Here is a 24,158-nt window from a genome sequence, read left to right on the forward strand (position 1 = left end):
TTGAAATGTTGAGGAGTGGGATATATGGCACGACCTATAATTGCCATCGTTGGAAGACCCAATGTGGGTAAATCCACGATTTTTAACCGGATCATCGGCGACAGGCTCGCGATTGTCGAAGACAAGCCGGGCGTTACTCGCGATCGGATTTATGGTACCGGTGAATGGAACGGAATTTCTTTTAGCGTAATCGATACAGGCGGCATCGAGATCGACGGGGAAGATAGCTTACTCCGTTCGGTTCGAACGCAAGCGGAACTTGCGATTGAAGAAGCCGATGTCATTATATTCATGGTGGACGCCAAGGCAGGTGTCACGAATGCGGACGAAGAAGTGGCGCAAATGTTATTCCGCTCTCAGAAGCCTATCGTGCTTGGGGTAAACAAGGTGGATAATTTGCAGCGCATGGACGATATTTACGAGTTTTACTCGCTCGGGTTCGGCGATCCCGTGCCTATGTCCGGTTCGCACGGAATGGGTATCGGAGATTTGCTTGACGCGGCAGTAAACAAGCTACCCGTTAAAGAAGACCAAGAGTACAATGACGACGTCATCAAAGTCGCTTTAATCGGGCGTCCTAACGTGGGCAAATCGTCGCTCGTGAACGCTATTCTTGGCGAAGAGCGCGTTATCGTAAGCAATATTGCCGGTACGACTCGCGACGCGATCGATACGCCTTTCGAGAAGGACGGTCAAAAGTATGTCTTAATCGATACTGCGGGTATGCGCAAAAGAGGCAAAGTATACGAAACAACGGAAAAATACAGCGTCATGAGAGCGATGCAAGCGATTGAGCGGGCAGACGTCGTACTCGTCGTGATTAACGGCGAAGAAGGAATTATCGACCAGGACAAACATATCGCCGGTTATGCCCATGAGAACGGGAAAGCCGCGATCTTCGTCGTCAATAAATGGGATGTCGTCGAGAAAAATGATAAGACGATGCAGCATTTTACGAATACGATTCGCGATCATTTCCTGTTCATGACCTACGCGCCGGTCGTATTCTTGTCGGCTTTGACGAAACATCGTCTAACGAAGCTGTTCCCGGTCGTTAACCATGTCGCGGAGCAGCATGCACTGAGAATTCCGACCAATGTCCTTAACGACATTATTTCGGATGCGGTAGCGATTAATCCTCCGCCGACGGACAAAGGGCGCAGACTGCGAATCAATTACGTGACGCAAGTTGCGGTTAAGCCGCCAACGTTGCTTATTTTCGTGAACGACCCCGAATTGATGCATTTTTCTTACGAGCGTTATTTGGAGAACAAAATACGCGCGGCTTTCGCATTCGAAGGAACTCCGCTTAGATTGTTCACCCGTAAGAAAGCGGATCAAGAATAGGGGGAGCCGGAGTGTTGAATTCGATCATCGCGATTGTCATAAGCTATTTGTTAGGTTCGATTTCCTTCAGCATTTTATTTGCGCGTTGGCTTCGTAAAATTGATATTCGGGATCATGGGAGCGGAAATGCAGGAGCAACGAATACGCTTCGGGTGCTTGGCAAAGGTCCGGCGATTGCGGTTTTCTTACTCGATATAGCTAAGGGATCCGCAGCCGTATTAATTGGCCTATGGATCGGGCAGAACAACGACTGGGTACCGGTTATTTGTGGGCTTGCGGTTATCGGGGGCCATAACTGGCCGATCTACTTCCGCTTCAAAGGCGGTAAAGGAATCGCATCGACGGTTGGGGCTTTGATCGTATGGGCTTTCTTGCCGACGCTAATCGCGGGAATCCTGGCTATTCTTATTATCGTCATTACGCGATACGTATCTCTCGGCTCTATGATCTTCGCCGTGTGCCTCCCGATCTTGTTCTACTTTTTCGATCTGGAAGCGCCGTACATTTGGGGAGCCTTGGTCGTAGCAGTATTAGCGGTCGTGCGTCATCGCAAAAATATCGTGAAGCTGATGAACGGTACGGAGAATAAGCTCGGTAGCGGTAAGAAGGGTGAACCACATGGAGTATAAGAAAATTGCGGTTCTAGTTGCGGGAAGCTGGGGAACGGCTTTATCCCGAGTGTTGGCTGATAATGGTCATGCGGTAACGCTCTGGACGCGTAATGAAATGCAAGCGAATGAAATCAATCATCAGCGAACCAACGAGAAGTTCCTGCCGGGCGCGAAGTTGCCGGAAGGCATTAAAGCAACGACGGTGATGGCCGATGCGGTGACTCGAGCCGATGCCGTATTGTTTGTTGCCCCATCATCGGCGATGAGGGATGTCGCCCGTCAAGCGGCTCGTTATTTACATAATGACGCTTTGGTCATTCATGCCACTAAGGGATTCGAAAGCGACAGCCTTAAGCGGATGTCCACGGTTCTCTCGGAGGAGCTTGGTCGGCCTGAAGATCGCGTTGTCGTCTTGTCCGGACCTAGCCACGCAGAAGAAGTCATTGATCGTCATCCGACGACGATCGTTGTCGCCTCCAAGGAAATCGCATGCGCCGAGGCGGCCCAGGATTTGTTCATGAACGAGTCTTATTTCCGGGTATACACGAATCCCGATCTTATCGGGGTTGAAACGGCAGGCGCAATCAAAAATATTATTGCGCTTGGTGCGGGGTTGTCGGATGGTCTCGGCTTCGGGGACAATGCCAAAGCCGCGTTGATTACGCGAGGCTTAACCGAAATCGCCCGTCTAGGCGCGGCGATGGGGGCAAATTCATTAACGTTCGCCGGTCTCGCCGGCGTAGGAGATTTGATCGTGACTTGCACGAGCCAGCATAGCCGGAATTGGAGAGCGGGATCCATGCTCGCGCAAGGTTTGCCGCTTGAAGAGGTGCTGGAGCGGATGGGCATGGTCGTAGAGGGCGTGAGGACGACGAAAGCGGCTCATGTGCTTGCGGGCAAGCATAACGTTGAGATGCCCATCACGGATCAGTTATATGCCGTCCTGTTCGAAGGGAAGTCACCGGAGAAAGCCGTCGGCGCTCTCATGGGACGGGTACGTACGCATGAGATCGAGGAAGTCGCCTCCACGTTCCAGAATAAATGGCTTAAAGGCTAAACAATAAACTAGCCCACACGCTTCAGCCTTTCTTCTCATAGGATGCAATGCAAACATCCGGAGGAGGGGAAGCATGGATAAGTTTCCTAAGGATCTTCTTGGCGCCGTGAACAAAAAAGCAGGAAAAAACATTTCCGAAAACTCGATCAAAAAAATTGCCAGCAACGTCAATGCAGGTACGTTGCAAAGCGAAGCGCAGATTAAAGCTTTGATCAAGCAAGTATCGGCAATGGCCAACGTTCCCGTATCCGAAGAAACGGTGAGAGAAATCGTTAGCGCGGTCAAGAAAAGCGGCATGAACTTGAACAGTCTGGAGTCGCTGGTCAAAATGATGATCAAGAAATGAGAAAAGATGCCCCTCTTCGGCTGTTTCAGCCAAGGGAGGGCATCTTTCTTTGGCGATTTATGGGCGTTGCGCGAATCTTAGCGGGATTGTCCAAGCCGCTGCGACCGCGAGTACGATCCATAGGATATCCATGGCATCGAAAGCATCGCTAAAGCGGATTGCATATTCGGAATTATTAAGCAAATCGGACATGCCGAGCTTGTCCAACTCTTCGATGATGTCTTGTTTCACAAGATAGAAAGTGATGTACTTACCGGCGATTACGCCTGCAAGAGCAAATATAACTGCAATGATTTGATGGGATTGCGTAATGTTTTTCTTGGCCAAGAACGCTACGGCAATACCGACTAAAGCTCCTACCCCTGATGCAAGAATGCCTAATTCATAATTTCCGTAATAAGCAATCAGCGCCCAGACGACTGCTCCTGCAAGAGCGGACACGATTGCCCCCCCTACGATTAAGGCCATTGAAGCGGGTTGTTGCTGTTGATTCACCGGGATTAACTCGGCTTCGAGATTTTGTTGCGTTTCCAATTGATCACCCATTTCTATGTAGTAAAAACTTCCAAGAAGTAATATTCTACATTTTCCGATATTTTCCTCCTTTATTCGATAGATGTTTTTTAGAATGATGATTACGGTGTATTTTTGTCATAACAAGCTGTGAATGGTATAATGTTATGCATTTGAGTCAGTCTACGAGACGGAGGATGACATAGATGTACATGATGTCGCAATTATTCGCGGCTGCCAAGCTGGATCCGATGAGCAAAATGTGGGTTTCCATGATCGGGATCGGTTTAATGGTGCTAGCGGCACTTATTATTACATACGCAAGAAGCAAGACCAAAGGATGGGTTCGACTCGTTCTGACTTTAGTTGCTATTGTTATGCTTATTTATGGAATGATCTGCGGACTATTATCTCTAGTGTAAATTACGGATACGGAGGGCATTTGCTTGATTACTTTAACTGGACGAACCCTCACCAAAAGCGTCGATACCGGAATCGGCCAAAGCTTACTGCAGCTCGCCCAAGGGACTTCGATAGATTGGCAGTTCAATTGCTCTAGAGGGACTTGCGCGAAATGCAGATGTTTGATCCATGAGGGAGCGCATTTGTTGTCGGAAGTCAGCGATGCCGAATGGGATCGGCTAGGACCGGATGAGCTGGACGCGGGTTATCGGCTGGGCTGCCAGGCTATTGTCTTTAAAGACGGGGATATTAAAGCAACGAACAAAACTTATTTCTAACATTACTGAGTCTTATTGAATTTTCGCTTACAGAATGGAAGTGGCCCTTATGCGAAGAGATTGGCCGATGTCCGCACTTGCCCGTATTGCGGCAACGCTCGACAATTGCGATGCGCGTTGGGTAGTCGGAGGAAGTACAGGGCTAGCGCTTAGGGGAGCCCGATTGGATCGTGCGCCTCGAGATCTGGATATCTACGTGGATAACGATGACGTGATGTCCATTCATAAGAAATTGGATGCCTATGCAATCGATGGACCGCAGGAGAATACAACGGAAAGATATCATTCTACGCTGTCGCATTATAGCATCTCCGATTCGATGGTCGAGTTGGTCGGGAGCTTTCGGGTATCGGCTTTGCATAGTATGTATACGACCGAAGTGAGCGATTTCTTATATCCTTACAGTGATAGAGTCGAGGTAGAGGGGTACGAAGTCCCCATAGTTCCGCTTGGCCATGAACTCATTTTTAATTTGCTTAGGGAGCGTCAAGACAGAGCGATCGTCGCGGGCGGTCTCATTTCCCACGATCCGCAGAGACATTTGCCCTTGCTTCAGCAGCTTCTTGGCCGGAATACAATAACGAATGCCATTGCTGAAGAGGCCTTGAGATTAGCGGGCGTAAACAAGGCGTTCTCTCCGAAGGAGTCGCTATGACAAATTCAATTAAGATCACCTTTCTTCCGGATGACAGATCGGTATCGGTCAGATCCGGGACGACGCTACTAGACGCTTCCCGACGTGCCGGGGTTGCCATAAGAACACGCTGCGGTGGCGTTGCGGGTTGCCTTATGTGCAAAGTGAATGTTGCGGAAGACCAGAAGGGGTTTCTCCAGCCCCCGACATTAGCCGAAACGCGTAAGCTTGGCTCCATGCTCTCCGAAGGAGTTCGACTTTCCTGCCAAGCGCGGGTTAAAGGCGATGTTACGGTTACGGTGCCGGAAGACCCGCTAAAAGCGGCCATTCGCAAAAAGTTGGCCGAACAGCAGGAAGATGAGGATTGGTTTAAGTGAATCAGAGAGTTACAGGAGGACTATTCATGAAGCTGCGTCAACTTCCTAGAGCCCTTACTTTGGGGCTGCTGAGCATAATGATCTTATCGTTGACCGGGTGCTTGTATCCGGAAGACCAGACGCCGGGCGGACAAGCTTCGGCAAGGGAAGCGGTATTAACAGTCCAGGATGCGACCGAGCGTTATCAGTCGCAAACCTCGCTGTTGCCGATCCAGAATGCCAAAGAATCCGTACCCGTCTACGAAAAATATAAAGTGGATCTTGGGAAACTCAAGCGAATGGGGTATATAGCCCAAATTCCGGCAGCCGCCTTCGAGAATGGCGGTTCCTATCAGTTTCTGATCATTGACGAAGAAACGGATCCGAAAGTTAAGCTGCTTGATCTGGTGGTGTTCCAAACGGTTAACGATGTTCAGAAGAAGGTGGACGAATATCGTTCAAGCCATGGTGATCGTATTCCGAAGGGCGACGAGCTGTATCCTGGGTTTTCCGTAATCAACTTCAAGGAGTTAGGGATGAAAGCTCCTAACATTCAAAGTATGTATTCCCGGCAAACCTTGAACTTCCTCGTGAACGATCAAGGACAAGCATACGTCGATTATGGCATCGATATTGCGACTGCCGTGAAAAAGGCACAAACGGAGCCCCAACCGAATGAAGATTTAAGGAAAGTGCTCGTCGATGCTTCTTATTACGTTCCGGTTCGTTCCCCGGTTTATCATTGGATGGAGGGGGAACCCCGCGCCGTTAACGATTGAACCCATTAAACAGTTAAATGCCGTATACCCGGGTCTTATCGACCTTCAGGGGATGCGGTTTTTTTGTTTGCGCGGAGTCTAGCATTATTTTTAACGAAAAAGATTAAAGGAGTAGACATACGTCTCTCTCTTCTTTCATATGCTCATGGGGGAAACAACAGGGGCGCTGGCGGGCGTAAGTCGGCAGGGCAAACATTTTGTGCGGTTAGCGTCATAATTGTGACGTTTGCACATACAATGTTACCAGTCCAAGTTCGTGTACGAGTTCCGCCCTGAAGGCGGGTCACGAAAGTTTCGCGATTACGATGGGAGGGAATCTCAGTGGAAAAAGTGGACATTTTCAAAGATATTGCCGAACGCACCGGCGGTGATATCTACCTCGGGGTCGTGGGTGCCGTCCGTACGGGCAAATCGACCTTTATTAAACGGTTTATGGAAACCGTTGTACTTCCTAATATTGCGCATGAAGCGGACAGGGTCCGCGCGATTGACGAACTGCCGCAAAGCGCCGCAGGCCGGACGATTATGACGACCGAGCCCAAGTTCGTACCGAATAATGCGGTTCAACTAAAGGTAGCGGAAGGGCTGGAAGTTAACGTACGGCTTGTGGATTGCGTCGGATATACCGTCGATGGGGCGAAAGGCTTCGAAGACGAGGGTGGCCCGCGTATGATCACGACGCCTTGGTTCGAGGATCCGATCCCGTTCCAGGAAGCTGCCGAGATCGGTACGCGTAAAGTCATTCAAGAGCATTCAACGCTTGGCGTAGTCGTCACGACGGACGGTTCGATCGCAGAAATCCCGCGCAGCTCTTACATTGATGCTGAGGAACGGGTCGTTAACGAATTAAAAGAAGTCGGCAAACCGTTCGTATTGATCGTGAACTCCGCACGGCCCAAGAGCGAAGAAGCTCAAGCTCTTCGCAATGAGCTGGCGATCAAATACGATATTCCCGTCATGGCGGTAAGCGCTGCAACGATGGGAGAAGAGGAAGTCATCGGCGTCCTTCGCGAAGTGCTGTATGAGTTCCCCGTACATGAAGTGAACGTTAATCTCCCAAGCTGGGTAATGGTACTTAATGAAGGCCACTGGCTCCGTTCAAGCTACGAGAATTCCGTGCGCGAAACCGTCAAGGACATTCGCCGTCTGCGCGATGTCGAGCGGGTAGTCGCGCAATTCATGGAATACGATTTCGTGGCTCGCGCCGGTCTCAGCGGGATGAATATGGGTCAAGGGGTCGCGGAAATCGATTTGTACGCTCCCGACGAGCTGTACGATAAAATTCTGATGGAAGTGGTCGGAACCGAGATACGCGGCAAGGATCATCTTCTCCAACTCATGCAGGAGTTTTCCCATGCGAAACGGGAGTACGACCGATTCGCGGAAGCGCTTGAGATGGTGAAGACGACGGGGTACGGTATCGCAGCTCCGTCGCTTGCGGAGATGGTGCTCGACGAACCAGAGCTCATTCGCCAAGGCTCTCGTTTCGGCGTGAGGCTGAAAGCGACTGCTCCATCGATTCATATGATCCGGGTTGACGTCGAATCCGAATTTGCTCCGATCATCGGTACGGAGAAGCAGAGCGAGGAGCTCGTTCGTTATCTGATGCAGGATTTCGAGAAAGATCCGATCAAGATTTGGGAATCCGATATTTTCGGGCGCTCCTTGCATTCGATCGTCAGGGAAGGCATTCAAGGCAAAATTGCGATGATGCCGGACAATGCCCGTTACAAGCTGCAGGAAACGCTTGGACGGATTATTAACGAAGGCTCGGGCGGATTAATCGCTATTATCTTGTAACGAAATATAAGAAGCGCCAAGCGCTAGCGGAATGGGATTGCCGCTAATGCGCTTGGCGCTTTTTTCGACGTTCGCGGAGAGCTTGAGAAAAATTGAATGAGCCAGAAGGAAATGTAAGCATTTACGCGATGTCGATTCTCGTAATTTCCTCGTATTATCCTTGTCAGCGCTGTAGAAATGCCCTAGAATGATGGATGTTGCCTTTTTGAGACTCTATTCTATATTTGAAGCGAATCTCCTTATTTTCATAGATTTTCATTAATTCTTAAAAACCGATTGACATACTCGGATTAACCGTTTATAGTAATTTTATCATATTAGGCAAGAGAGAATGGGGAGGCAGATTAAGTTGACACAAAGAAAATTCAAAGGCACTTGGCTCGCATTGGCACTCGTATTCGTATTGGTGCTTGCGGCTTGCGGCAATAAGGAAGAGAAAAATGCTGAAAGCTCCGCTCCGGCATCGGCTACATCATCCGCATCATCCGAACCTTCGGAAAGCGCATCTTCCGTGGATGCGTTGAAAGGCAAGAAAATCGCACTCGTTATGCGTTTCAACACAGGAACATTTTCCGCTCAATACGTTGACGGAGTAAAGAAACAAGTCGAGAAATTCGGAGGACAAGTAACGGTTCTAGCTTCCGAGAACGATTTGGCCAAAATGTCCGCTAACCTGGATTCCGCCGTTAACCAGAAGTTCGATGGTATTCTAATCGATCACGGCGATGCAGCAGCTCTTACGAACGGTTTGAACAAAGCCAAAGAAGCTGGAATTCCAATCGTGGCATTCGATTCCGGTCTTCAATCGTTCGAAGGCATTACGAACCTTGCGCAGAACGATCAGCAATTAGCGGAGTTCACCCTTGAGAAACTTGCTGAAGAAGCAGGCGGTAAAGGGAACATCGTTAAAGTATGGGTAGCGGGATTCCCTCCAATGGAGAGCCGTCAAATTTCTTACAAAGCTTTCACGCAGAAATATCCGGACATCAAAGAAATCGCTGCTTTTGGCGATGCAAGCAACCCGCAATTGGACACGCAGAATAAACTGGAAGCGGTCTTGAAACAATATCCGAACAAAGGCGATATCACGGCTGTTTGGGCAGCATGGGATGAATTCGCTAAAGGCGCAGCTAATGCCATCAAGCAAGCTGGCCGCGATGAAATCAAAGTATACGGCATCGATCTTAGCGACGAAGATTTGAAAATGATTCAAGATCCGACTAGCCCGTGGGTTGCTTCCGCAGCGGTTGATCCGACTTCGATCGGAACCGTGCAAGTAAGATTCTTGTACCAAAAACTCAATGGCGACACGACTGAACCGGTCGTTCAGCTTGAACCGGTATTCGTACACCGCGATGCTCTTCCGAAAGACAAAGTCATTACGACCGCTGAGCTTTCCCAGTATGTTGAAGGATGGGGCAGCAGCGATCTTGGAAATACCGATTACCTGAAAGAACTTGAAGCTTCCGTTGGAGCGAAATAATCGGATACGATTATCGTAAGGTTAGGCATGGCACGGCGCGGATATTAACCGCGCCGTTTCCTGCTGTCAGTAGCCCATTCCATAATGCTCTATCCGGAAAGGAGACGGCCACCGATGACAACGATTCACAAGGTCTCTGAATTGAACATGCGGAACATTTCTAAAGCTTTCGCTGGGGTTGCTGCGCTGAAAAACGTGGATTTCAACGTTAAGGGCGGGGAAATCCACGCTTTGCTCGGAGCGAATGGCGCAGGTAAAAGCACTTTAATGAAAATTCTGTCGGGAGCATACGAGACGGATGAAGGCATGATCGAATTGGAAAGCGGTTCCTTCGCGTTCCGTTCCCCCGCGGATTCCAAAAATGCCGGCATCCACTGCGTCTATCAAGAAGTAGATACTTCTCTGGTTTCCCATCTTAGCGTTTCGGAAAATATTTTCCTCGATCAGTTAGCTTCTTCTAAAGGTAAGGCTTGGTTGAAGTGGGGCAAGCTTCATGAAGAGGCCAAAGCGGTTTTAGACCAAATCGGACTGACCTTATCTCCAAGAGCATTAGTCCGCGATTTGACGTTGTCGGAGAAGCAGTTGGTGCTTATCGCAAGGTTGCTTGCCGAGAAAGCCAAATTCGTCATTCTCGACGAACCGACCGCGCCGCTTAGCCTGGAAGAGGCCGATAAGCTGTTCGAGATTATGCAAGGCTTGAAGAAAGCGGGAATTGGAGTCATCTTCATCTCCCATCGCTTGCCGGAAGTATTTCGAATATGCGATCGGATAACCGTGATGCGCGATGGCGAGCGAGTTCTTACCGAGCTCAAGGGAAATATCGACATGTCGGGTGTCGTGAAAGCGATGCTCGGAAGAAGCTTTGAAGAAGAATTTCCGAAGCTTCCGGCACACATTGGCGACCCCGTGCTGTCTGTTCAAGGGCTCGATGCGGGACGACGCGTTCGCGGCGTAGATCTTGAAGTGCGTCGCGGTGAAATCGTGGCGGTCGTCGGTCTAGTCGGCGCGGGAAAGACGGAACTGTCCCGGGTATTATTCGGTGCGGATCCCGCGGATCGAGGGACGGTTACCATTGCCGGCAAGCCTGCCAATCTGAGCAGTCCGTCTGGCGCGGTTCAATCGGGTATCGCGTTAATTCCGGAGGAGAGGCGCAAGGAAGGGATTCTCGTTAGGGAATCCGTTCTACATAATTTGAGCTTGCCGATTCTGGGCTCAATTAGCCGCCTTGGTTTCTTGTCCGGAAAGGCGGAACGTGAACACGCTAACGGGCAAATTGCCGGGCTTGGCATTAAAGCGTCTTCGGTATCCCAATTGACCGCATTTCTAAGCGGAGGTAACCAACAGAAGGTTGCCATCGGCAAATGGTTAGGGACGGAAGCGGACGTCTATCTCTTCGACGAGCCGACGAAAGGCGTTGACATCGGTGCGAAGAGCGATATTTTCCGAATTATCGGCAAACTCGCGCAGCAAGGCAAGGGAATCGTATATTTGACCTGCGAGTTCGCTGAAGCGCTGGGGCTTGCGGATCGAATTCTCGTCATGTGCGACGGGGCCATCGTAAAATCATTCAACCGCGGCGAAGCGACGCAAGAGGATCTATTGTTGTATGCCAGCGCGGGTCGGGAGGAATTAGCGTGAAAAAACATCTGCTGCCGTTTACATTCAAATATGGCGCACTCGTGTTCATCGGGTTAGTCATTTTGTTTTTCTCGATTAGGAACGAGTACTTTTTCACTTACAACAACCTAACGGATATTCTTCGCTCCATCTCCATCGTGACCTTCGTCGCAATCGGGGTGACGATCTCCCTTACCGTAGACGGGTTCGACCTTTCCGTCGGATCTACCGTCTCGTTATCGACCGTTCTCACGGCGACTATGATGGTTTGGTTCGAGATGCCACTGATCGTTGTGCTGATCGTTCCAATTGTTGTTGGCGCTGCTGTCGGCTTGTTAAATGCGTTATTGATCGTGAAAATCCGAATACCGGACTTATTGGCGACTTTGGCCGTTATGTACATCGTAAACGGAATTCATAAAACCTACACCAAAGGCTATTCTATCTATAACAATATGCCTATGCAGGACGGGACTACCGCGCCCGGCGTTATGAGCAAGGAATTTTTGTGGATCGGACAAGGGAAGCTCTTTGGCGTACCGTTTCCCGTTATTCTTATGCTGCTGGCCGTCATTGCGGCCCATGTCTTCTTCAAGTACACCCGTTGGGGGCGGCAAATGATCATGACGGGCGGTAACGAAGAAGCTGCGAGATTATCCGGACTTAAAGTGAAACGGGTTCGTACGCTCGCTTATGTCGCGTCCGGCATTTTCGCTTCAATCGGGGGAATTCTGTTCGCGTCGCGAATCGGATCGGGCCAGATTGATGCGGGTGCTCCGATGCTCATGGAATCGGTTGCCGCTGTGTTCGTGGGATACTCCGTGTTCGCTGCGGGACGGCCTAACATTATCGGTACGTTCTTTGGCGCCGTGCTTATGGGCGTGCTCGTGAACGGATTGACGATGATGAACGTGCAATATTACACGAACGACATTATCAAAGGGGCAGTATTGGTACTTGCTCTCGCTGTCACTTTCATCCATTTGAATCGCAGAAAAGCGTGACGAAAGGCTTGAAAATCGCGCCACGCTTGAAACTTCGCGATTAGCAAGTGTATAATTTCTTGTGAAACGGATAAACAGATACTATGCCATTGTGCCGTTATGGGAGGTGAATGCAATGAACAAAACCGAATTGATCTCCAAAGTGGCCGAATTGGCCGATTTGTCCAAGAAGGATGCGACTCAAGCGGTTGACGCTGTTTTTGACGTTATTTCCGAAGCTCTTCAGAACGGAGATAAAGTACAACTCGTAGGATTTGGTAACTTTGAAGTTCGCGAACGCTCCGCGCGTAAAGGACGTAATCCGCAAACGGGTGTCGAAATCGAAATTCCGGCAGGGAAGATTCCCGCATTCAAGCCGGGTAAAGCGCTTAAAGACGGCATCAAATAAGATGTAATCTTAGCTGAGAACTGCTGTTTACGATAGGGTGCATCCTAGTTGAACTAGGATGCACCCTATTTCGTTATTCGATTTTTACTCATAGATTCGCCTTGTATCTTCAAAAAGAGGTGAACGTTCGAATCGTCCCAGTCCCTTGCCGGGGTAATCGGCAATATGCTATAATTACGCTTGAATCGAGCGGGATGTAGGTTACATAAGGAATAATTGTCTTAAATACCCCGTCAAACAAACGTAAATTGCGAAGCTAAGCCGACTTTAATCGGGACGTGGCGCAGCCTGGTAGCGCGCACCCTTGGGGTGGGTGAGGTCGAGAGTTCGAATCTCTCCGTTCCGACCATTACATATTAGTAGACTGCTTTCTCGCGCGGATGATGTGAGAAAGCTATTTTTTTCTGACGGTTAGCCGATCTTCAACGATTCGAACACTAAGATTGGAGGTTCTATGAGCTATGGAATCGAATCAACAAGAATATATCGTCATTAAGGCTAAAGACGCCGGGGTACAGGTCATCGGTCTAACCCGCGGCCAAGACACGAAGTTTCATCACACGGAGAAACTGGACAAAGGCGAGGTATTGCTCGTTCAATTTACGGATCACACTTCCGCTATGAAGATTAGAGGCAAAGCAACGATTATGACTAAACACGGGACGATCGATACGGATGTATAGCTGATTTATCGATTATCTCTCCAAGGAGTGCAGGCATAGCCTGCCCTTTTTCTTTGTACAATGGGTAAGGAAGAGCTTCTCCAGAAAGGGGAAATCGCCATGCCCATGTTTCCGATCAAACAATGGGGGATCTTGATTATTTCGGGGATTCTCGTTGTGCTTTTACTGAGTCAAATTCCAAGTGTTGAACAAGATCTCGAGCAGCGTCGCCAGTCTGTAGCCGTGTTTAAACCTAATGACGCGAAATGGCTGACGGACGACAATATGGTGGATAGATTAGCTAAGCTTCCTCTGCACAATCGGTTGGTTAAAGTAGGCTGGGATCATGCGATCCTTACGATTGATTTGCAAGGAGGAGATCCTGCCGAGGTTTGGGCGGATATCGGCAAAATGATTATTTTTTCTTATTCGGAAGTCAATAATGTCAAACACGTGTTAATCAGAGTGTTCTCGGAGGTCGGGGATCATCGTTTGCTACTTGCGGCGGAGACCCGTAAGACCGACTGGTCGGAAACGCAGTTAGCCGAGATTAATCGCGGTACTTTTAAAATAGGGGATGAGTCGAACGAGAACTTGCGGTTCTCGGTGACTTCATCCGGCAAGAGATGGATCGCAAATTTTGCAAATTCATGAACAAAGTCCTAGGCTTATGCGAGCCCATCTCGGTTATGTTATAATGATCGAAATGACTTAGTAGTATAAGGTGCCTGGCAGCGTGTTCGGAGGCGGAAGCAATGAATAGATTAAGATTTACCCAGATGGCTAACAAATACATGAATCACGACATGATCAGTCTGCACACGGAATTGCCGGAATTCCCGGAGGGCAGGGTTTCTTTGTTATACACCGTGCTTAGCCATCAGCCAAGCGCTGTTCCGCATAAGGACCTGCTTTCGGTCGTGACTTCGCTTGTACAGATGGGGTTAGATACCCACGACATGGTTGAGAATACGGACAATTCTACCCAAAGCGGAATGTTGAGCATGCGGGCGCAGCAGTTGAAGGTGCTTGCAGGAGATTATTTTAGCAGTCGGTTTTATCACTTGTTATCGCTTGCGGGGCAGATCGATACGACTCGCCGCCTAAGCGAAGCCATTTGCAATATTAATCAAATTAAGATGAACCTGTATGGCAAGATGAAGCAAATGAAATTGAACGCAGAAGAATATCTCCATTACGGCACAGAGCTTAAATCTGGGCTTTTCCTCTCGTTTACAGGCTTTATGAGCGGGTTATACGCAAGGCTGTGGCCAGAGCTCGTGGAGCGGTTCAGCCGATGCGAAGTGCTGCTTAAAGAGCTTCGCAAGATCGATAAGATGGACTCGCTTGATAGCAGCTGGGGCATCTGGCACATTCTTCATGAAGGTACGGAGGAAGATCGGCGAATGGTTACGGAGCATCGTGATGACCCTAACCTGATCATGGCCTTATTGAATAAATATGACATCGCGGGCAAATTGGGCGTTATGCTGCGCCAATCGACCGGACAACTGCAATCGTTGCTACAGAAGCTCCAATCGGACAAGTTGTTGCGCGAACTGCAACCCTTGCTTGAACCTTTCCTGGAGGCAACGGGACAGCAACGGGCAACCGCATTGAAGGAGCTGGGATAACGATCATGATGGACGCGGAATCAAAAACAAAGCACGTTCACGAGGTTTTCGAGAGCATTGCGCCCAAGTACGATATGATGAATAACATCATTAGTTTCAGAAGGCATAAAGCTTGGCGTCGGTTCACGATGCGCAAGATGAATGTACAACCAGGCCAAACTTCGCTTGATCTTTGTTGCGGGACATGCGATTGGACGATAGCACTTGCAAAAGCCAGCGGAAAAGGGAAAACAATCGGACTTGATTTCAGCCGCAACATGCTCGATATCGGACAGGCTAAAGTCGATAAGATGGGCTTGGGAGAGCAAATAACGCTTATCCAGGGCAATGCGATGGAACTGCCGTTCGAAGACAATTCGTTCGACTACGTTACGATAGGCTTCGGATTAAGGAACGTTCCCGACTACGTCAAAACGCTTAAGGAAATGAAAAGAGTCGTGAAGCCGGGCGGCAAAATCGTTTGTTTGGACACATCCAAGCCGACGTGGCAGCCCTTCAAGAGCATTTATTATTTTTATTTCGAGAAACTGCTTCCTTTACTTGGCAAATGGTTCGTAAAAAGATATGAGCAATATCAATGGCTACCGGAGTCTCTGAAGACATTCCCGGACTTGCAGGAATTGGCGGAGTTATTTCGCACGGTCGGAATGCGCAACGTGAAAGCTTATCCGTTTGTGGGTGGAGTTGCGGCGTTGCACATCGGTACGAAGGGAAATGAAGGCACATGATCTCCAAGCTTCGCGTTTTTCTGGAAATGATTAAATTCGAGCATACGCTTTTCGCTCTGCCGTTCGCATTCGTTGGTGCGATCCTAGGTGCGGTTACCGTAGAACGGCGACTGCCGGATTGGGGCGAATGCGGATGGATACTGCTTGCGATGGTCGGGGCTCGCACGGCGGCAATGGGGCTTAACCGCGTCATTGACAAAGTGATCGACGGACGTAACCCAAGAACGGCTATGAGAGCCATTCCGGCAGGTTTGTTAAAATCGAAAGACGTTCTTATCTTTATCGTTATCTCATTCGTATTGCTGTTCTGGGCAGCTGCTCAATTGAATAGCTTAGCTGTCAAACTGTTACCGCTTGCCGTATTTTTCATGGTCATTTATTCCTATACCAAAAGATTTACTTGGGCATGCCATCTCGTGCTTGGCTTAACGATCGGCTTGGCGCCGCTTGGCGGATGGGTAGCCGTAACGGGTGGCGTAACGTGGACGGCAATTATTCTCTACATTACGGTTTCGCTATGGACGGCTGGATTTGACGTTATTTATGCTTGCCAAGACGTTGATTTCGACCGTGAAGAAGGCTTGCATTCCATTCCGGCCAGATTCGGGATCGCGCGCGCTCTCGGAATCGCACGTGCGCTTCATGCCTTAACCGCTGCCGGGTTCGCGCTTCTGCTTGTGATGACCGACTTAAGCTGGTGGTATTTTGCGGGCACGATTGTCGCCGCGGTGATATTGTTGTATGAGCATAGGCTTGTAAAGCCTAATGACCTAAGCAAGCTGAATGCTGCGTTCTTTACGATGAACGGAGTTCTTAGCGCGGTTATTTTCGTGTTCACATTCATTGACTTAGTGGTGGTGAGGTCGTGGTAACAAGAACGACCGTACCGACCCAGTCCGCTCAGCCGACACGATGGGTCGTCGGGATTACCGGAGCGAGTGGCGCGATATATGGGATTACTCTATGCCGGGAATTGCTTCATGCCGGTTTTCATCTACACCTCGTCATCTCGGATGCGGGCTGGCGCGTGCTTAAAGAAGAGTTAGGTTGGGACGCTTCTCACCGGACAGACTGTTTAAACCGTGCATTCGAACAAGCGTTAACAGAAGGGCGGATGACTTATCATCCGCTTAATGACATTGGAGCGAGTATCGCAAGCGGCTCATTCCGCTGCGAGGGAATGGTTATTATTCCATGCTCCATGGGCACGCTATCCGCGATCGCAAACGGCGCTTCGACTAATTTGCTTACCCGTGCGGCGGACGTCATGCTGAAGGAAGGTCGGCCATTGCTGATCGTTCCTAGAGAGACACCGCTTCATGCGATACATCTGGAAAACATGCTCAAGCTGGCTAGGCTAGGAGTTCGAATCATTCCGGCTATGCCTGCATTTTATCAAGGTCCGCAAACCTTGGAGGATATCGTTTCCTTCATGGTAGGCAAAGTCATGGATAACATGGGCATCGAACATAATCTATACAAAAGATGGGGACAACCCAATGAATAATGAACTCGAGCGGCCGATTAAGCTCGGCCGAATATCTTATACGAACGCTTGGCCCGTATTCCACCACTTCGATCCCGGCGAGCTCCCTTTTTCAACGGAGATACATTCCGATATGCCGGCGACCTTGAACCGCAAGCTCAGAGCCGGCGAGATCGATATGGCCGCCATATCCTCTTACGCTTATGGCTTATCTTCGGACTCTTACTATTTGCTTCCTAATTTGTCGGTAAGCTCCTATGGGCGAGTGCAATCGATATTGCTCTTCCTGAAGTCACCGTTAGAAGAAGTCATTCATGGTAAAATCGCACTCACGACCACTTCCGCCACTTCCGTTAATTTATTGAAAATTATTATGGAGAAATTTTATGGCGGTAAACCCACCTACGAGGACGCTGAGCCTTCTTTAGAAAGTATGCTGGAGAATGCGGACGCTGCGCTGCTAATTGGCGATCATGCGATCCGGGCTTCTTGGATGAAGCAAGGTTACCGGGTATTGGATTTGGGCGAAGTATGGAATATATGGACAGGACATTGGATGACCTACGCAGTATGGGCCGTTCACAAAGAAACCGCCCACCGTTCACCGCTAGCGATTCAAAATATTTACGAGAATTTGTTAGAAAGCAAAAATAAATCATACCGGAACATGGAACCGATTGTCTCGAAAGCCATGAGTCAAATCGGCGGCACTTCGGAGTATTGGCACAACTATTTCGCGAACTTATGTCACGACTTCGGGCCTGAACAGAAAGCCGGCCTTCAGTTGTACTTCCGATACGCAAGAGAGCTTGGGCTGATGGCGAACGAATTCGAACTTCTGGAGTTGCCAGGCCTAAACGTGATCGATACTCTTCCTAATTGCAGGTGAACAAATGAAATTATTACAGCTCTATGCCGCGATGAAATCGGATTTGCAAGCGATTGAAGACCAAATGGTGCTAACGGTTACGTCCGATCTGCCTATTCTTAGCGAAACCTCGCTACATTTGCTTAAAGCGGGAGGAAAACGGATTCGCCCCATATCCGTTCTCCTGTCGGGCAAATTCGGCACTTACTCGATAGAGACGCTTAAGAAGGTTGCCGTGCCATTGGAACTTATTCATATGGCATCTTTGGTGCATGACGATGTCATCGATGACGCCGAGACGCGCCGCGGACAATTGACCGTCAAGTCGAAATGGGATAACCGTATCGCCATGTATACGGGAGATTATATTTACGCGAAAGCTCTAATTGTCATTTCGGATTTAGACAATCCGCGGATTCATCAAATTTTGGCTGGGGCAATGGTTCAAATGTGCATCGGCGAAATGGAGCAAATTCGCGATTTCTTCAATGTAGAGCAAAGCGTTCGTAATTACTTGCGCAGAATCAGGCGGAAAACCGCATTGCTCATCGCGATTAGTTGCCAACTCGGTGCAATGGCAACCGATGCGCCGGCACGAACAAGCAATGCACTGTATCGATTCGGATACAACTTGGGTATGGCCTTTCAAATTTCGGATGACTTGCTAGATCTCTGCGGAACGGAGAAAGCGATCGGGAAACCTCCCGGCAACGATTTGAGGCAAGGGAATATCACGTTGCCGGTTCTGTATGCCCTTCAAGAAGATTCGCTGAGAGAGCAGTTGTTGAAGGAAATCGACACTATTCGCGATAATGAGGGCTCAGCGAATTCAACCGTTGCAGTTAAGCTTGTGCGCTCTAGCCGTGGGATCAAAACCGCTGAAGAAATGGCCGATCGCTACATAACCAAAGCTTTGAAAGCTCTTGAGGGTTTGCCGGACATTCCGGCCAAGCGTAATTTGGCTGATATTGCCCGTTTTGTGGCGAAACGAAGTTATTAGATTTGCTCGGTTATGGTAAAATGAAAAATACGATATCGTTAAGTAACTGAAGCATTGTTGCTATAGACGGAAGGAGAGAGAGCTTAATGGAGAGAACCTTTTTAATGATCAAGCCCGACGGAGTGCAACGGGGATTGATCGGCGAGATCGTCAGCCGTTTCGAACGCAAAGGATTGAAGTTGATCGGTGCCAAGCTCATGAGTGTTTCTTTGGAAAGAGCGCAACAGCACTACGCTGAGCATAAAGGCAAAGATTTTTATGATAGGCTGCTCGATTTTATCACTGCCGGACCCGTATTCGCTATGGTTTGGGAAGGGGATCAGGCCGTTGGATTGTCCCGCGCGATGATTGGCAAGACCAATGCGCTTGAGGCGGCACCGGGAACGATTCGCAGCGATTTCGCGATACATACGAACTTCAATCTCATCCACGGATCGGATTCCCACGAGAACGCACAACGTGAAATCCGTATCTTTTTCACCGATGAGGAACTTGTACCCTACGATAAAGCGATTCAAGTGTGGATCTAATTCATCAGTGGTAATGGACACAATACCGCTCAGGGGAGAGCAGACGTCATGGGAGACCATCTTTTCGGTTTAAGCGCGACTTCCCTTCCGTCAGAGGACGAGGATTTCGCCCGTTTTATCGTTAATATTAAGCGTCTGACTTCCATCGATCTATCGCAATACAAAGAAAGTCAGATGCGACGTCGACTTACGACATTACGTATGAAATACGGCTACAAATCTTTTGCCGATTATTTCGCGGCTTTATCCGCGGATGCGAGATTAAGAAATGAATTCCTTGATCGCATGACGATTAACGTCTCCGAATTTTGGCGCAATCCGAACCGTTGGCAAGTGCTGAAAGACAAGTTTCTCCCGGAGCTTATGAAAACGTCGCCACGGCTTAACATCTGGAGCGCCGCTTGTTCAACGGGAGAAGAGCCCTATACGCTTGCGATGATATTGGATTCCATGAACGTGTTGGACCGCGCTTCCCTGGTCGCTACGGATATTGACGAGGGAGTATTGGAGAAAGCCAAGGTAGGCGTCTATTTGGAGAGATCCTTACGGGACGTCCCGGTTTCTTACAAGAATACATATTTCACAGCTGCCGACGGTGCCTATAAAGTTTCGGACAAGCTGAAAAAAGCGGTAAAGCTCCAGAAGCAAAATCTTCTGCTGGACAAATTCGGCGATAAGTACGATTTGATCGTGTGCCGGAATGTTATGATTTATTTTACGGAAGAAGCGAAACATATCCTCTACGGCAAATTTGCCCAAGCGCTTAAGCCGGGCGGATTGTTGTTCGTAGGCAGCACGGAACAGATTTTCTCTCCGGGCCAATACGGCTTGGAAACGGCTGATACTTTTTTTTACCGCCGGATGATTTAAGCGTATGCTAAATAGGCTCCCAACCGATAATAAGGCTATTCAAGCCCACACGGAGGGGACCATGGACAAACGCAAAGTCATTGCCGCATATAGGCGAGGGTTGATTTCCGTGCAGGAATGCGCGCAGATATTAGGTTTGGACAACGTAGAGTTGCTCGGATATATGAGGGAGTCGCGAGGGCTTCACTCGAAAACGAATAAGAAACAGTCCGTCCGTACATGACGGGCTGTTTTCTTGTCAAACGCTTTAACGCTGTACTATAATGATCAAAGATGTTCACGGCTTGGGTGGATAATAGAGGCTTGCTAATTGGGAGGAACCTAAATTGAGTTTACGTTATTTGACTGCCGGGGAAACACACGGCCCGCAGCTTACTGCCATTATCGAAGGATTACCGAGCAATCTAGAGCTTGATTTCGAAGCATTGAATTTTCAATTGCAACGCCGTCAGAAAGGCCATGGACGTGGTCGCCGCATGCAGATCGAGACAGATACCGCCCAAATCGTCGGCGGTGTTCGGCATGGGCGCACGACGGGAGCGCCAGTGGCGGTCGTAGTCGAAAATAAAGATTGGAAGCATTGGACGTCGGTCATGAACGTTGAGCCGGTTGAAGGTACCGACGAATCGAAGCGTCGCGTATTCCGTCCTCGTCCCGGTCATGCGGATCTGAATGGGGGATTGAAATACAACCTTAAGGATTTGCGCAACGTGCTTGAACGCTCCAGCGCTCGCGAGACTGCCGCCCGAGTGGCCGTTGGCGCTATCGCTTGTCAGCTGTTGGCGAGATTCGGAATCAAGGTAGCGGGTCATGTCGTTTCGATCGGCGAAGTCGTTGCCGCCTCGCCGAATTTACCGATCGATGAGCTTATCGCTGTGACGGAAGAGTCTCCAGTTAGAGTCGCGGACAAAGTAGCGGAGCAAAAAATGATAGAGCTAATCGATCGCATGAAGACGGAAGGCGATACGATCGGTGGCGTCGTTGAATGCATCGTGACTGGATTGCCGGTCGGCCTTGGAAGCCATGTACAATGGGATCGCAAGCTGGACGGCAGAATCGCGCAAGCGGTCGTATCGATCAACGCATTCAAAGGCGTAGAGGTCGGAATCGGATTTGAGGCAGCGCGTATTCCGGGTTCTAAAGTGCATGATGAAATTTTGCATACCGCGGATAAAGGCTTCCATCGTGCGTCGAACAGAGCCGGTGGATTCGAAGGCGGAATGACGACAGGCGAACCGATCGTCGTTCGCGGCGTTATGAAACCTATTCCTACGTTGTATAAGCCTTTGGCAAGCGTAGATATCGATACGAAGGAAGCCTTCACGGCACAGGTAGAACGTTCCGATGCATGCGCCGTACCGGCGGCAAGCGTCGTGATGGAACATGTCGTGGCTTGGGAAGTGGCGCAAGCGTTCCTAGAGAAATTCGGCGGCGATTCTATCGACGAAATTCAAAGAAATCTAGATAGCTACCTCAGTCAAGTGGAGGCTTATTAATGGCTAGCCGGACGAGGGAGCTGAAGGTCGAACTTGGCGAACGTTCCTATCCGATCTATATTGGAACAGGTTTGATCGCTCTGACCGGGCAGTATTTTAAGGATCATGGATTTCCCGTTAAGTCGCCAATTTTGCTTGTTACGGATAGTTCCGTAGTGGACTTGTATGCCGAGAAGGTAGAGGAGTCCCTTGCCAATGCTGGCTACAAAGTAACGACAGCAGTCGTTCCTTCCGGTGAAACTTCCAAATCCTTGGAGATGCTGGATGAACTAGTCGGAGCGGCATTGGAAGCCGGGCTGGATCGCAAATCTACCGTAATTGCTTTAGGCGGCGGAGTTGTCGGAGATTTGGCTGGATTCGTAGCGGCCTCCTACATGAGAGGCGTTCGATTCGTACAAATCCCGACGACGATATTGGCGCATGACAGCAGCGTTGGCGGTAAAGTCGCGGTTAATCACCGTTTGGCGAAAAATATTATCGGTGCGTTTCACCAACCGGAATTCGTTCTGTATGACATCGACACATTGGTAAGCCTCCCGATGAGGGAAGTTCGCGCCGGACTGTCCGAAGTCATCAAGCACGGTCTGATCTGGAACGAAGATTTCGTCGCCTGGTGCGACGAGAATGCGGATAAGTTGTTGGCATTGGATTCCGAGGCTCTTGGATATGCCTTGTATGAAGGCTGTAAGGTAAAGTCTATCGTCGTCTCCCGTGATGAGCGAGAGAACGATCTGCGCGCGATACTCAACTTAGGTCATACGATCGGCCACGCGCTTGAAGCGGTTGCGGGTTACGGTGAGCTAGTGCACGGCGAAGCGATAGCGATCGGAATGGTCGGATCGGCCCGTTTGGCCGAGAAGTTCGGCTATTCAGCGGACATTGCCGCGGAGACGGAACGGATATTCCGGAAATTCGGACTTCCGGTGCGCATACCGGACAGTTGCGCAACGGAAGAGATCATGAGCGCGATGTTGCATGATAAGAAATTCGCGGAAGGTAAAATGGTTTTCGTCGTTCCTACTGCGATTGGAAGCGTAGAAATTCGGAACGATGTATCAACCTCGTGGGTTACGGATATTGTCGACGGATTAAGAGAGGGGAATGAACAACCATGAGCGTCAGGGGAATCCGGGGAGCCATTACGGTTGAATTAAATGAAGAAGGTCCGATCTTGGACGCGACTATCGAATTATTGAACGGAATCGGCGAGGTGAACCACTTCGAGCCGGAAGACATTGCTAGTGTGTTCATCACGGTGACTCAGGATCTGGATGCGACTTTCCCTGCTCGCGCCATTCGCCAGATGGCAGGCTGGGAACTCGTGCCTCTCATGTGTTCCCTGGAAGTGCCGGTCAAAGGCAGCTTGGAAAAATGCATCCGCTTGATGGTCCTCGTGAATACGGATGCTTCGCAGAAGGACATCCGTCACGTATACCTCAACAGAGCCCAAGCTCTTCGCCCAGATTTAGTGGTTAAGTAGTAAGACCGCAGGACCGCAAACATGCAACAAACTTTGTAAATTGTTGTCTTACTTGATCATCTAAGTTGATGCTTATTTTGCAATTATGCGTGAAGCACACGCCGTTTCTCTCTTCGGAGAGGACGGCGTTTTTTGTTTGAATACGCCAACAAGGGAGTGTTTAGGATGTCGAGTTCGTCAGCGGAACGGGAGTATGTCCATCTGTTGGAGGAACAGATGTGCCAGGCTCAAGGTATGCGTTTGGAACAGTTAAAGAAACAAGGCGAAGGAGAAAGGAAATTATCACTTTATCAGGTGTAAAGGCTTATATAGATGCATATGACGATTCATTCCGATTCGGCTTTGAAGCCGCGTTAAATCGGTTGAAAGGAGCTCCAACCGAAAGCATAGTTAGTGTAGGAACGAAATCCATAATAGAGTCGCGGTATGCAGGATGAAGGAATAAGTAGCTACGGAGTTACCAATTTGTGTGTTGACGAAAAGTGTTGTGGGGTGCTATATTTATACGCATATTACACATTGCAGAACGGTCGGCCATAGGGACGACAACTTACGCAGATGTGAGCCGAGTAGAGATGAGATGAGCGGAGTTGCCGTGTGTCATTTGCGCAGTGTTGCTGTGCATGTGGTGGAGGCCTAACTAACTTATCGAATTATGCGCATCTCTGCGGAGCAGGGGTGCTTTTTTAATGGCATTTTTGCCGCATATCCGATTTTACTTGATAACGA

30 protein-coding genes and 1 tRNA gene are annotated in these 24,158 nt (G+C 49.4%); 30 read left to right on the forward strand and 1 reads right to left on the reverse strand.

What is annotated here, in order from left to right:
• Positions 1 to 24 precede the first annotated feature (24 nt).
• The 4 genes from der to L3D05_RS02010 all read left to right on the forward strand — a co-directional run bounded on the left by der (position 25) and on the right by L3D05_RS02010 (position 3,361).
• Entirely contained in the window at positions 25 to 1,347 is a 1,323-nt protein-coding gene (gene der / locus L3D05_RS01995; RefSeq protein WP_239614120.1) for a ribosome biogenesis GTPase Der, read from the forward strand.
• Positions 1,348 to 1,358: 11 nt separating this feature from the next.
• Entirely contained in the window at positions 1,359 to 1,976 is a 618-nt protein-coding gene (gene plsY, locus L3D05_RS02000; RefSeq protein WP_239614121.1) for a glycerol-3-phosphate 1-O-acyltransferase PlsY, read from the forward strand.
• Positions 1,966 to 3,015, forward strand: coding sequence for an NAD(P)H-dependent glycerol-3-phosphate dehydrogenase (locus L3D05_RS02005; RefSeq protein ID WP_239614123.1), 1,050 nt, complete (start codon positions 1,966 to 1,968; stop codon positions 3,013 to 3,015). Before plsY ends, L3D05_RS02005 begins: the two co-directional genes overlap by 11 nt.
• A gap of 73 nt (positions 3,016 to 3,088) precedes the next feature.
• On the forward strand, positions 3,089 to 3,361 hold the full coding sequence (locus L3D05_RS02010) for a stage VI sporulation protein F (RefSeq protein WP_239614125.1): 273 nt from the start codon (positions 3,089 to 3,091) through the stop codon (positions 3,359 to 3,361).
• A gap of 57 nt (positions 3,362 to 3,418) precedes the next feature.
• Here the strand turns inward: L3D05_RS02010 and L3D05_RS02015 are convergent, their stop codons facing one another.
• Positions 3,419 to 3,895: an inorganic phosphate transporter gene (locus L3D05_RS02015; protein ID WP_239614127.1), complete on the reverse strand. Its 477-nt coding sequence runs from the start codon at positions 3,893 to 3,895 to the stop codon at positions 3,419 to 3,421.
• Positions 3,896 to 4,080: 185 nt separating this feature from the next.
• Between L3D05_RS02015 and L3D05_RS02020 the strand changes: the two genes are divergently transcribed.
• From L3D05_RS02020 to L3D05_RS26360, 26 genes are all read left to right on the forward strand, one after another.
• The gene (locus tag L3D05_RS02020) at positions 4,081 to 4,296 is read left to right on the forward strand and encodes a DUF2768 family protein (protein ID WP_239614128.1); all 216 of its coding nucleotides are present in this window, start codon (positions 4,081 to 4,083) and stop codon (positions 4,294 to 4,296) included.
• A 24-nt stretch (positions 4,297 to 4,320) separates the two neighbouring features.
• Positions 4,321 to 4,614 carry a 2Fe-2S iron-sulfur cluster-binding protein gene (locus L3D05_RS02025; protein WP_239614130.1) on the forward strand — a complete coding sequence of 98 codons (294 nt, stop codon included), beginning with the start codon at positions 4,321 to 4,323 and terminating at the stop codon, positions 4,612 to 4,614.
• Positions 4,615 to 4,663: 49 nt separating this feature from the next.
• On the forward strand, positions 4,664 to 5,269 hold the full coding sequence (locus L3D05_RS02030; protein ID WP_239614132.1) for a nucleotidyltransferase domain-containing protein: 606 nt from the start codon (positions 4,664 to 4,666) through the stop codon (positions 5,267 to 5,269).
• Entirely contained in the window at positions 5,266 to 5,625 is a 360-nt protein-coding gene (locus tag L3D05_RS02035; RefSeq protein ID WP_239614134.1) for a 2Fe-2S iron-sulfur cluster-binding protein, read from the forward strand. Before L3D05_RS02030 ends, L3D05_RS02035 begins: the two co-directional genes overlap by 4 nt.
• A 26-nt stretch (positions 5,626 to 5,651) precedes the next feature.
• Entirely contained in the window at positions 5,652 to 6,383 is a 732-nt protein-coding gene (locus L3D05_RS02040) for a YphF family lipoprotein (protein WP_239614136.1), read from the forward strand.
• Between the two features lie 321 nt (positions 6,384 to 6,704).
• The gene (gene spoIVA, locus L3D05_RS02045; RefSeq protein ID WP_239614138.1) at positions 6,705 to 8,183 is read left to right on the forward strand and encodes a stage IV sporulation protein A; all 1,479 of its coding nucleotides are present in this window, start codon (positions 6,705 to 6,707) and stop codon (positions 8,181 to 8,183) included.
• A 331-nt stretch (positions 8,184 to 8,514) separates the two neighbouring features.
• The gene (locus tag L3D05_RS02050) at positions 8,515 to 9,666 is read left to right on the forward strand and encodes a sugar ABC transporter substrate-binding protein (RefSeq protein ID WP_239614140.1); all 1,152 of its coding nucleotides are present in this window, start codon (positions 8,515 to 8,517) and stop codon (positions 9,664 to 9,666) included.
• Between the two features lie 114 nt (positions 9,667 to 9,780).
• A complete protein-coding gene (locus tag L3D05_RS02055; RefSeq protein ID WP_239614141.1) occupies positions 9,781 to 11,304 on the forward strand; it encodes a sugar ABC transporter ATP-binding protein in 1,524 nt (507 codons plus the stop codon).
• Positions 11,301 to 12,287, forward strand: a complete 987-nt coding sequence (locus tag L3D05_RS02060) for an ABC transporter permease (protein ID WP_239614143.1) — start codon at positions 11,301 to 11,303, stop codon at positions 12,285 to 12,287. The genes L3D05_RS02055 and L3D05_RS02060 overlap by 4 nt, the downstream gene beginning before the upstream one ends.
• A 115-nt stretch (positions 12,288 to 12,402) precedes the next feature.
• A complete protein-coding gene (gene hbs / locus L3D05_RS02065) occupies positions 12,403 to 12,675 on the forward strand; it encodes a non-specific DNA-binding protein Hbs (RefSeq protein ID WP_182300606.1) in 273 nt (90 codons plus the stop codon).
• A 272-nt stretch (positions 12,676 to 12,947) separates the two neighbouring features.
• A tRNA-Pro gene (locus tag L3D05_RS02070) sits at positions 12,948 to 13,024 on the forward strand.
• A 112-nt stretch (positions 13,025 to 13,136) separates the two neighbouring features.
• Complete coding sequence (mtrB, locus tag L3D05_RS02075) at positions 13,137 to 13,358, forward strand: trp RNA-binding attenuation protein MtrB (RefSeq protein WP_239614145.1); 222 nt, start codon at positions 13,137 to 13,139, stop codon at positions 13,356 to 13,358.
• Positions 13,359 to 13,457: 99 nt separating this feature from the next.
• Entirely contained in the window at positions 13,458 to 13,991 is a 534-nt protein-coding gene (locus tag L3D05_RS02080) for a hypothetical protein (RefSeq protein WP_239614147.1), read from the forward strand.
• 101 nt (positions 13,992 to 14,092) lie between these two features.
• Complete coding sequence (locus tag L3D05_RS02085) at positions 14,093 to 14,971, forward strand: heptaprenyl diphosphate synthase component 1 (protein ID WP_239614149.1); 879 nt, start codon at positions 14,093 to 14,095, stop codon at positions 14,969 to 14,971.
• 8 nt (positions 14,972 to 14,979) lie between these two features.
• On the forward strand, positions 14,980 to 15,699 hold the full coding sequence (locus L3D05_RS02090; RefSeq protein ID WP_439647929.1) for a demethylmenaquinone methyltransferase: 720 nt from the start codon (positions 14,980 to 14,982) through the stop codon (positions 15,697 to 15,699).
• On the forward strand, positions 15,696 to 16,571 hold the full coding sequence (locus L3D05_RS02095; protein ID WP_239614152.1) for a UbiA-like polyprenyltransferase: 876 nt from the start codon (positions 15,696 to 15,698) through the stop codon (positions 16,569 to 16,571). Before L3D05_RS02090 ends, L3D05_RS02095 begins: the two co-directional genes overlap by 4 nt.
• Positions 16,565 to 17,206: a UbiX family flavin prenyltransferase gene (locus L3D05_RS02100; protein ID WP_239614154.1), complete on the forward strand. Its 642-nt coding sequence runs from the start codon at positions 16,565 to 16,567 to the stop codon at positions 17,204 to 17,206. The genes L3D05_RS02095 and L3D05_RS02100 overlap by 7 nt, the downstream gene beginning before the upstream one ends.
• On the forward strand, positions 17,199 to 18,074 hold the full coding sequence (locus L3D05_RS02105; RefSeq protein WP_239614156.1) for a menaquinone biosynthetic enzyme MqnA/MqnD family protein: 876 nt from the start codon (positions 17,199 to 17,201) through the stop codon (positions 18,072 to 18,074). Before L3D05_RS02100 ends, L3D05_RS02105 begins: the two co-directional genes overlap by 8 nt.
• A 4-nt stretch (positions 18,075 to 18,078) precedes the next feature.
• On the forward strand, positions 18,079 to 19,053 hold the full coding sequence (locus L3D05_RS02110; protein WP_239614158.1) for a polyprenyl synthetase family protein: 975 nt from the start codon (positions 18,079 to 18,081) through the stop codon (positions 19,051 to 19,053).
• Between the two features lie 86 nt (positions 19,054 to 19,139).
• Positions 19,140 to 19,583 (forward strand): nucleoside-diphosphate kinase, encoded by a 444-nt coding sequence (gene ndk, locus L3D05_RS02115; protein ID WP_239614159.1) that lies wholly within the window; start codon positions 19,140 to 19,142, stop codon positions 19,581 to 19,583.
• Positions 19,584 to 19,631: 48 nt separating this feature from the next.
• Positions 19,632 to 20,453, forward strand: coding sequence for a CheR family methyltransferase (locus tag L3D05_RS02120; protein ID WP_239614161.1), 822 nt, complete (start codon positions 19,632 to 19,634; stop codon positions 20,451 to 20,453).
• A gap of 61 nt (positions 20,454 to 20,514) precedes the next feature.
• Positions 20,515 to 20,676 carry a hypothetical protein gene (locus L3D05_RS02125; protein ID WP_239614162.1) on the forward strand — a complete coding sequence of 54 codons (162 nt, stop codon included), beginning with the start codon at positions 20,515 to 20,517 and terminating at the stop codon, positions 20,674 to 20,676.
• A 103-nt stretch (positions 20,677 to 20,779) separates the two neighbouring features.
• On the forward strand, positions 20,780 to 21,949 hold the full coding sequence (gene aroC, locus L3D05_RS02130; protein ID WP_239614163.1) for a chorismate synthase: 1,170 nt from the start codon (positions 20,780 to 20,782) through the stop codon (positions 21,947 to 21,949).
• A complete protein-coding gene (gene aroB, locus L3D05_RS02135) occupies positions 21,949 to 23,064 on the forward strand; it encodes a 3-dehydroquinate synthase (protein ID WP_239614165.1) in 1,116 nt (371 codons plus the stop codon). Before aroC ends, aroB begins: the two co-directional genes overlap by 1 nt.
• Positions 23,061 to 23,429 carry a chorismate mutase gene (gene aroH / locus L3D05_RS02140; RefSeq protein ID WP_239614167.1) on the forward strand — a complete coding sequence of 123 codons (369 nt, stop codon included), beginning with the start codon at positions 23,061 to 23,063 and terminating at the stop codon, positions 23,427 to 23,429. The genes aroB and aroH overlap by 4 nt, the downstream gene beginning before the upstream one ends.
• Before the next feature lie 165 nt (positions 23,430 to 23,594).
• Positions 23,595 to 23,729, forward strand: a complete 135-nt coding sequence (locus tag L3D05_RS26360; RefSeq protein ID WP_255807174.1) for a hypothetical protein — start codon at positions 23,595 to 23,597, stop codon at positions 23,727 to 23,729.
• The last annotated feature ends 429 nt before the right edge of the window (positions 23,730 to 24,158 follow it).

It is taken from the genome of Cohnella mopanensis (assembly GCF_022352055.1).
GTDB lineage: Bacteria > Bacillota > Bacilli > Paenibacillales > Paenibacillaceae > Cohnella > Cohnella mopanensis.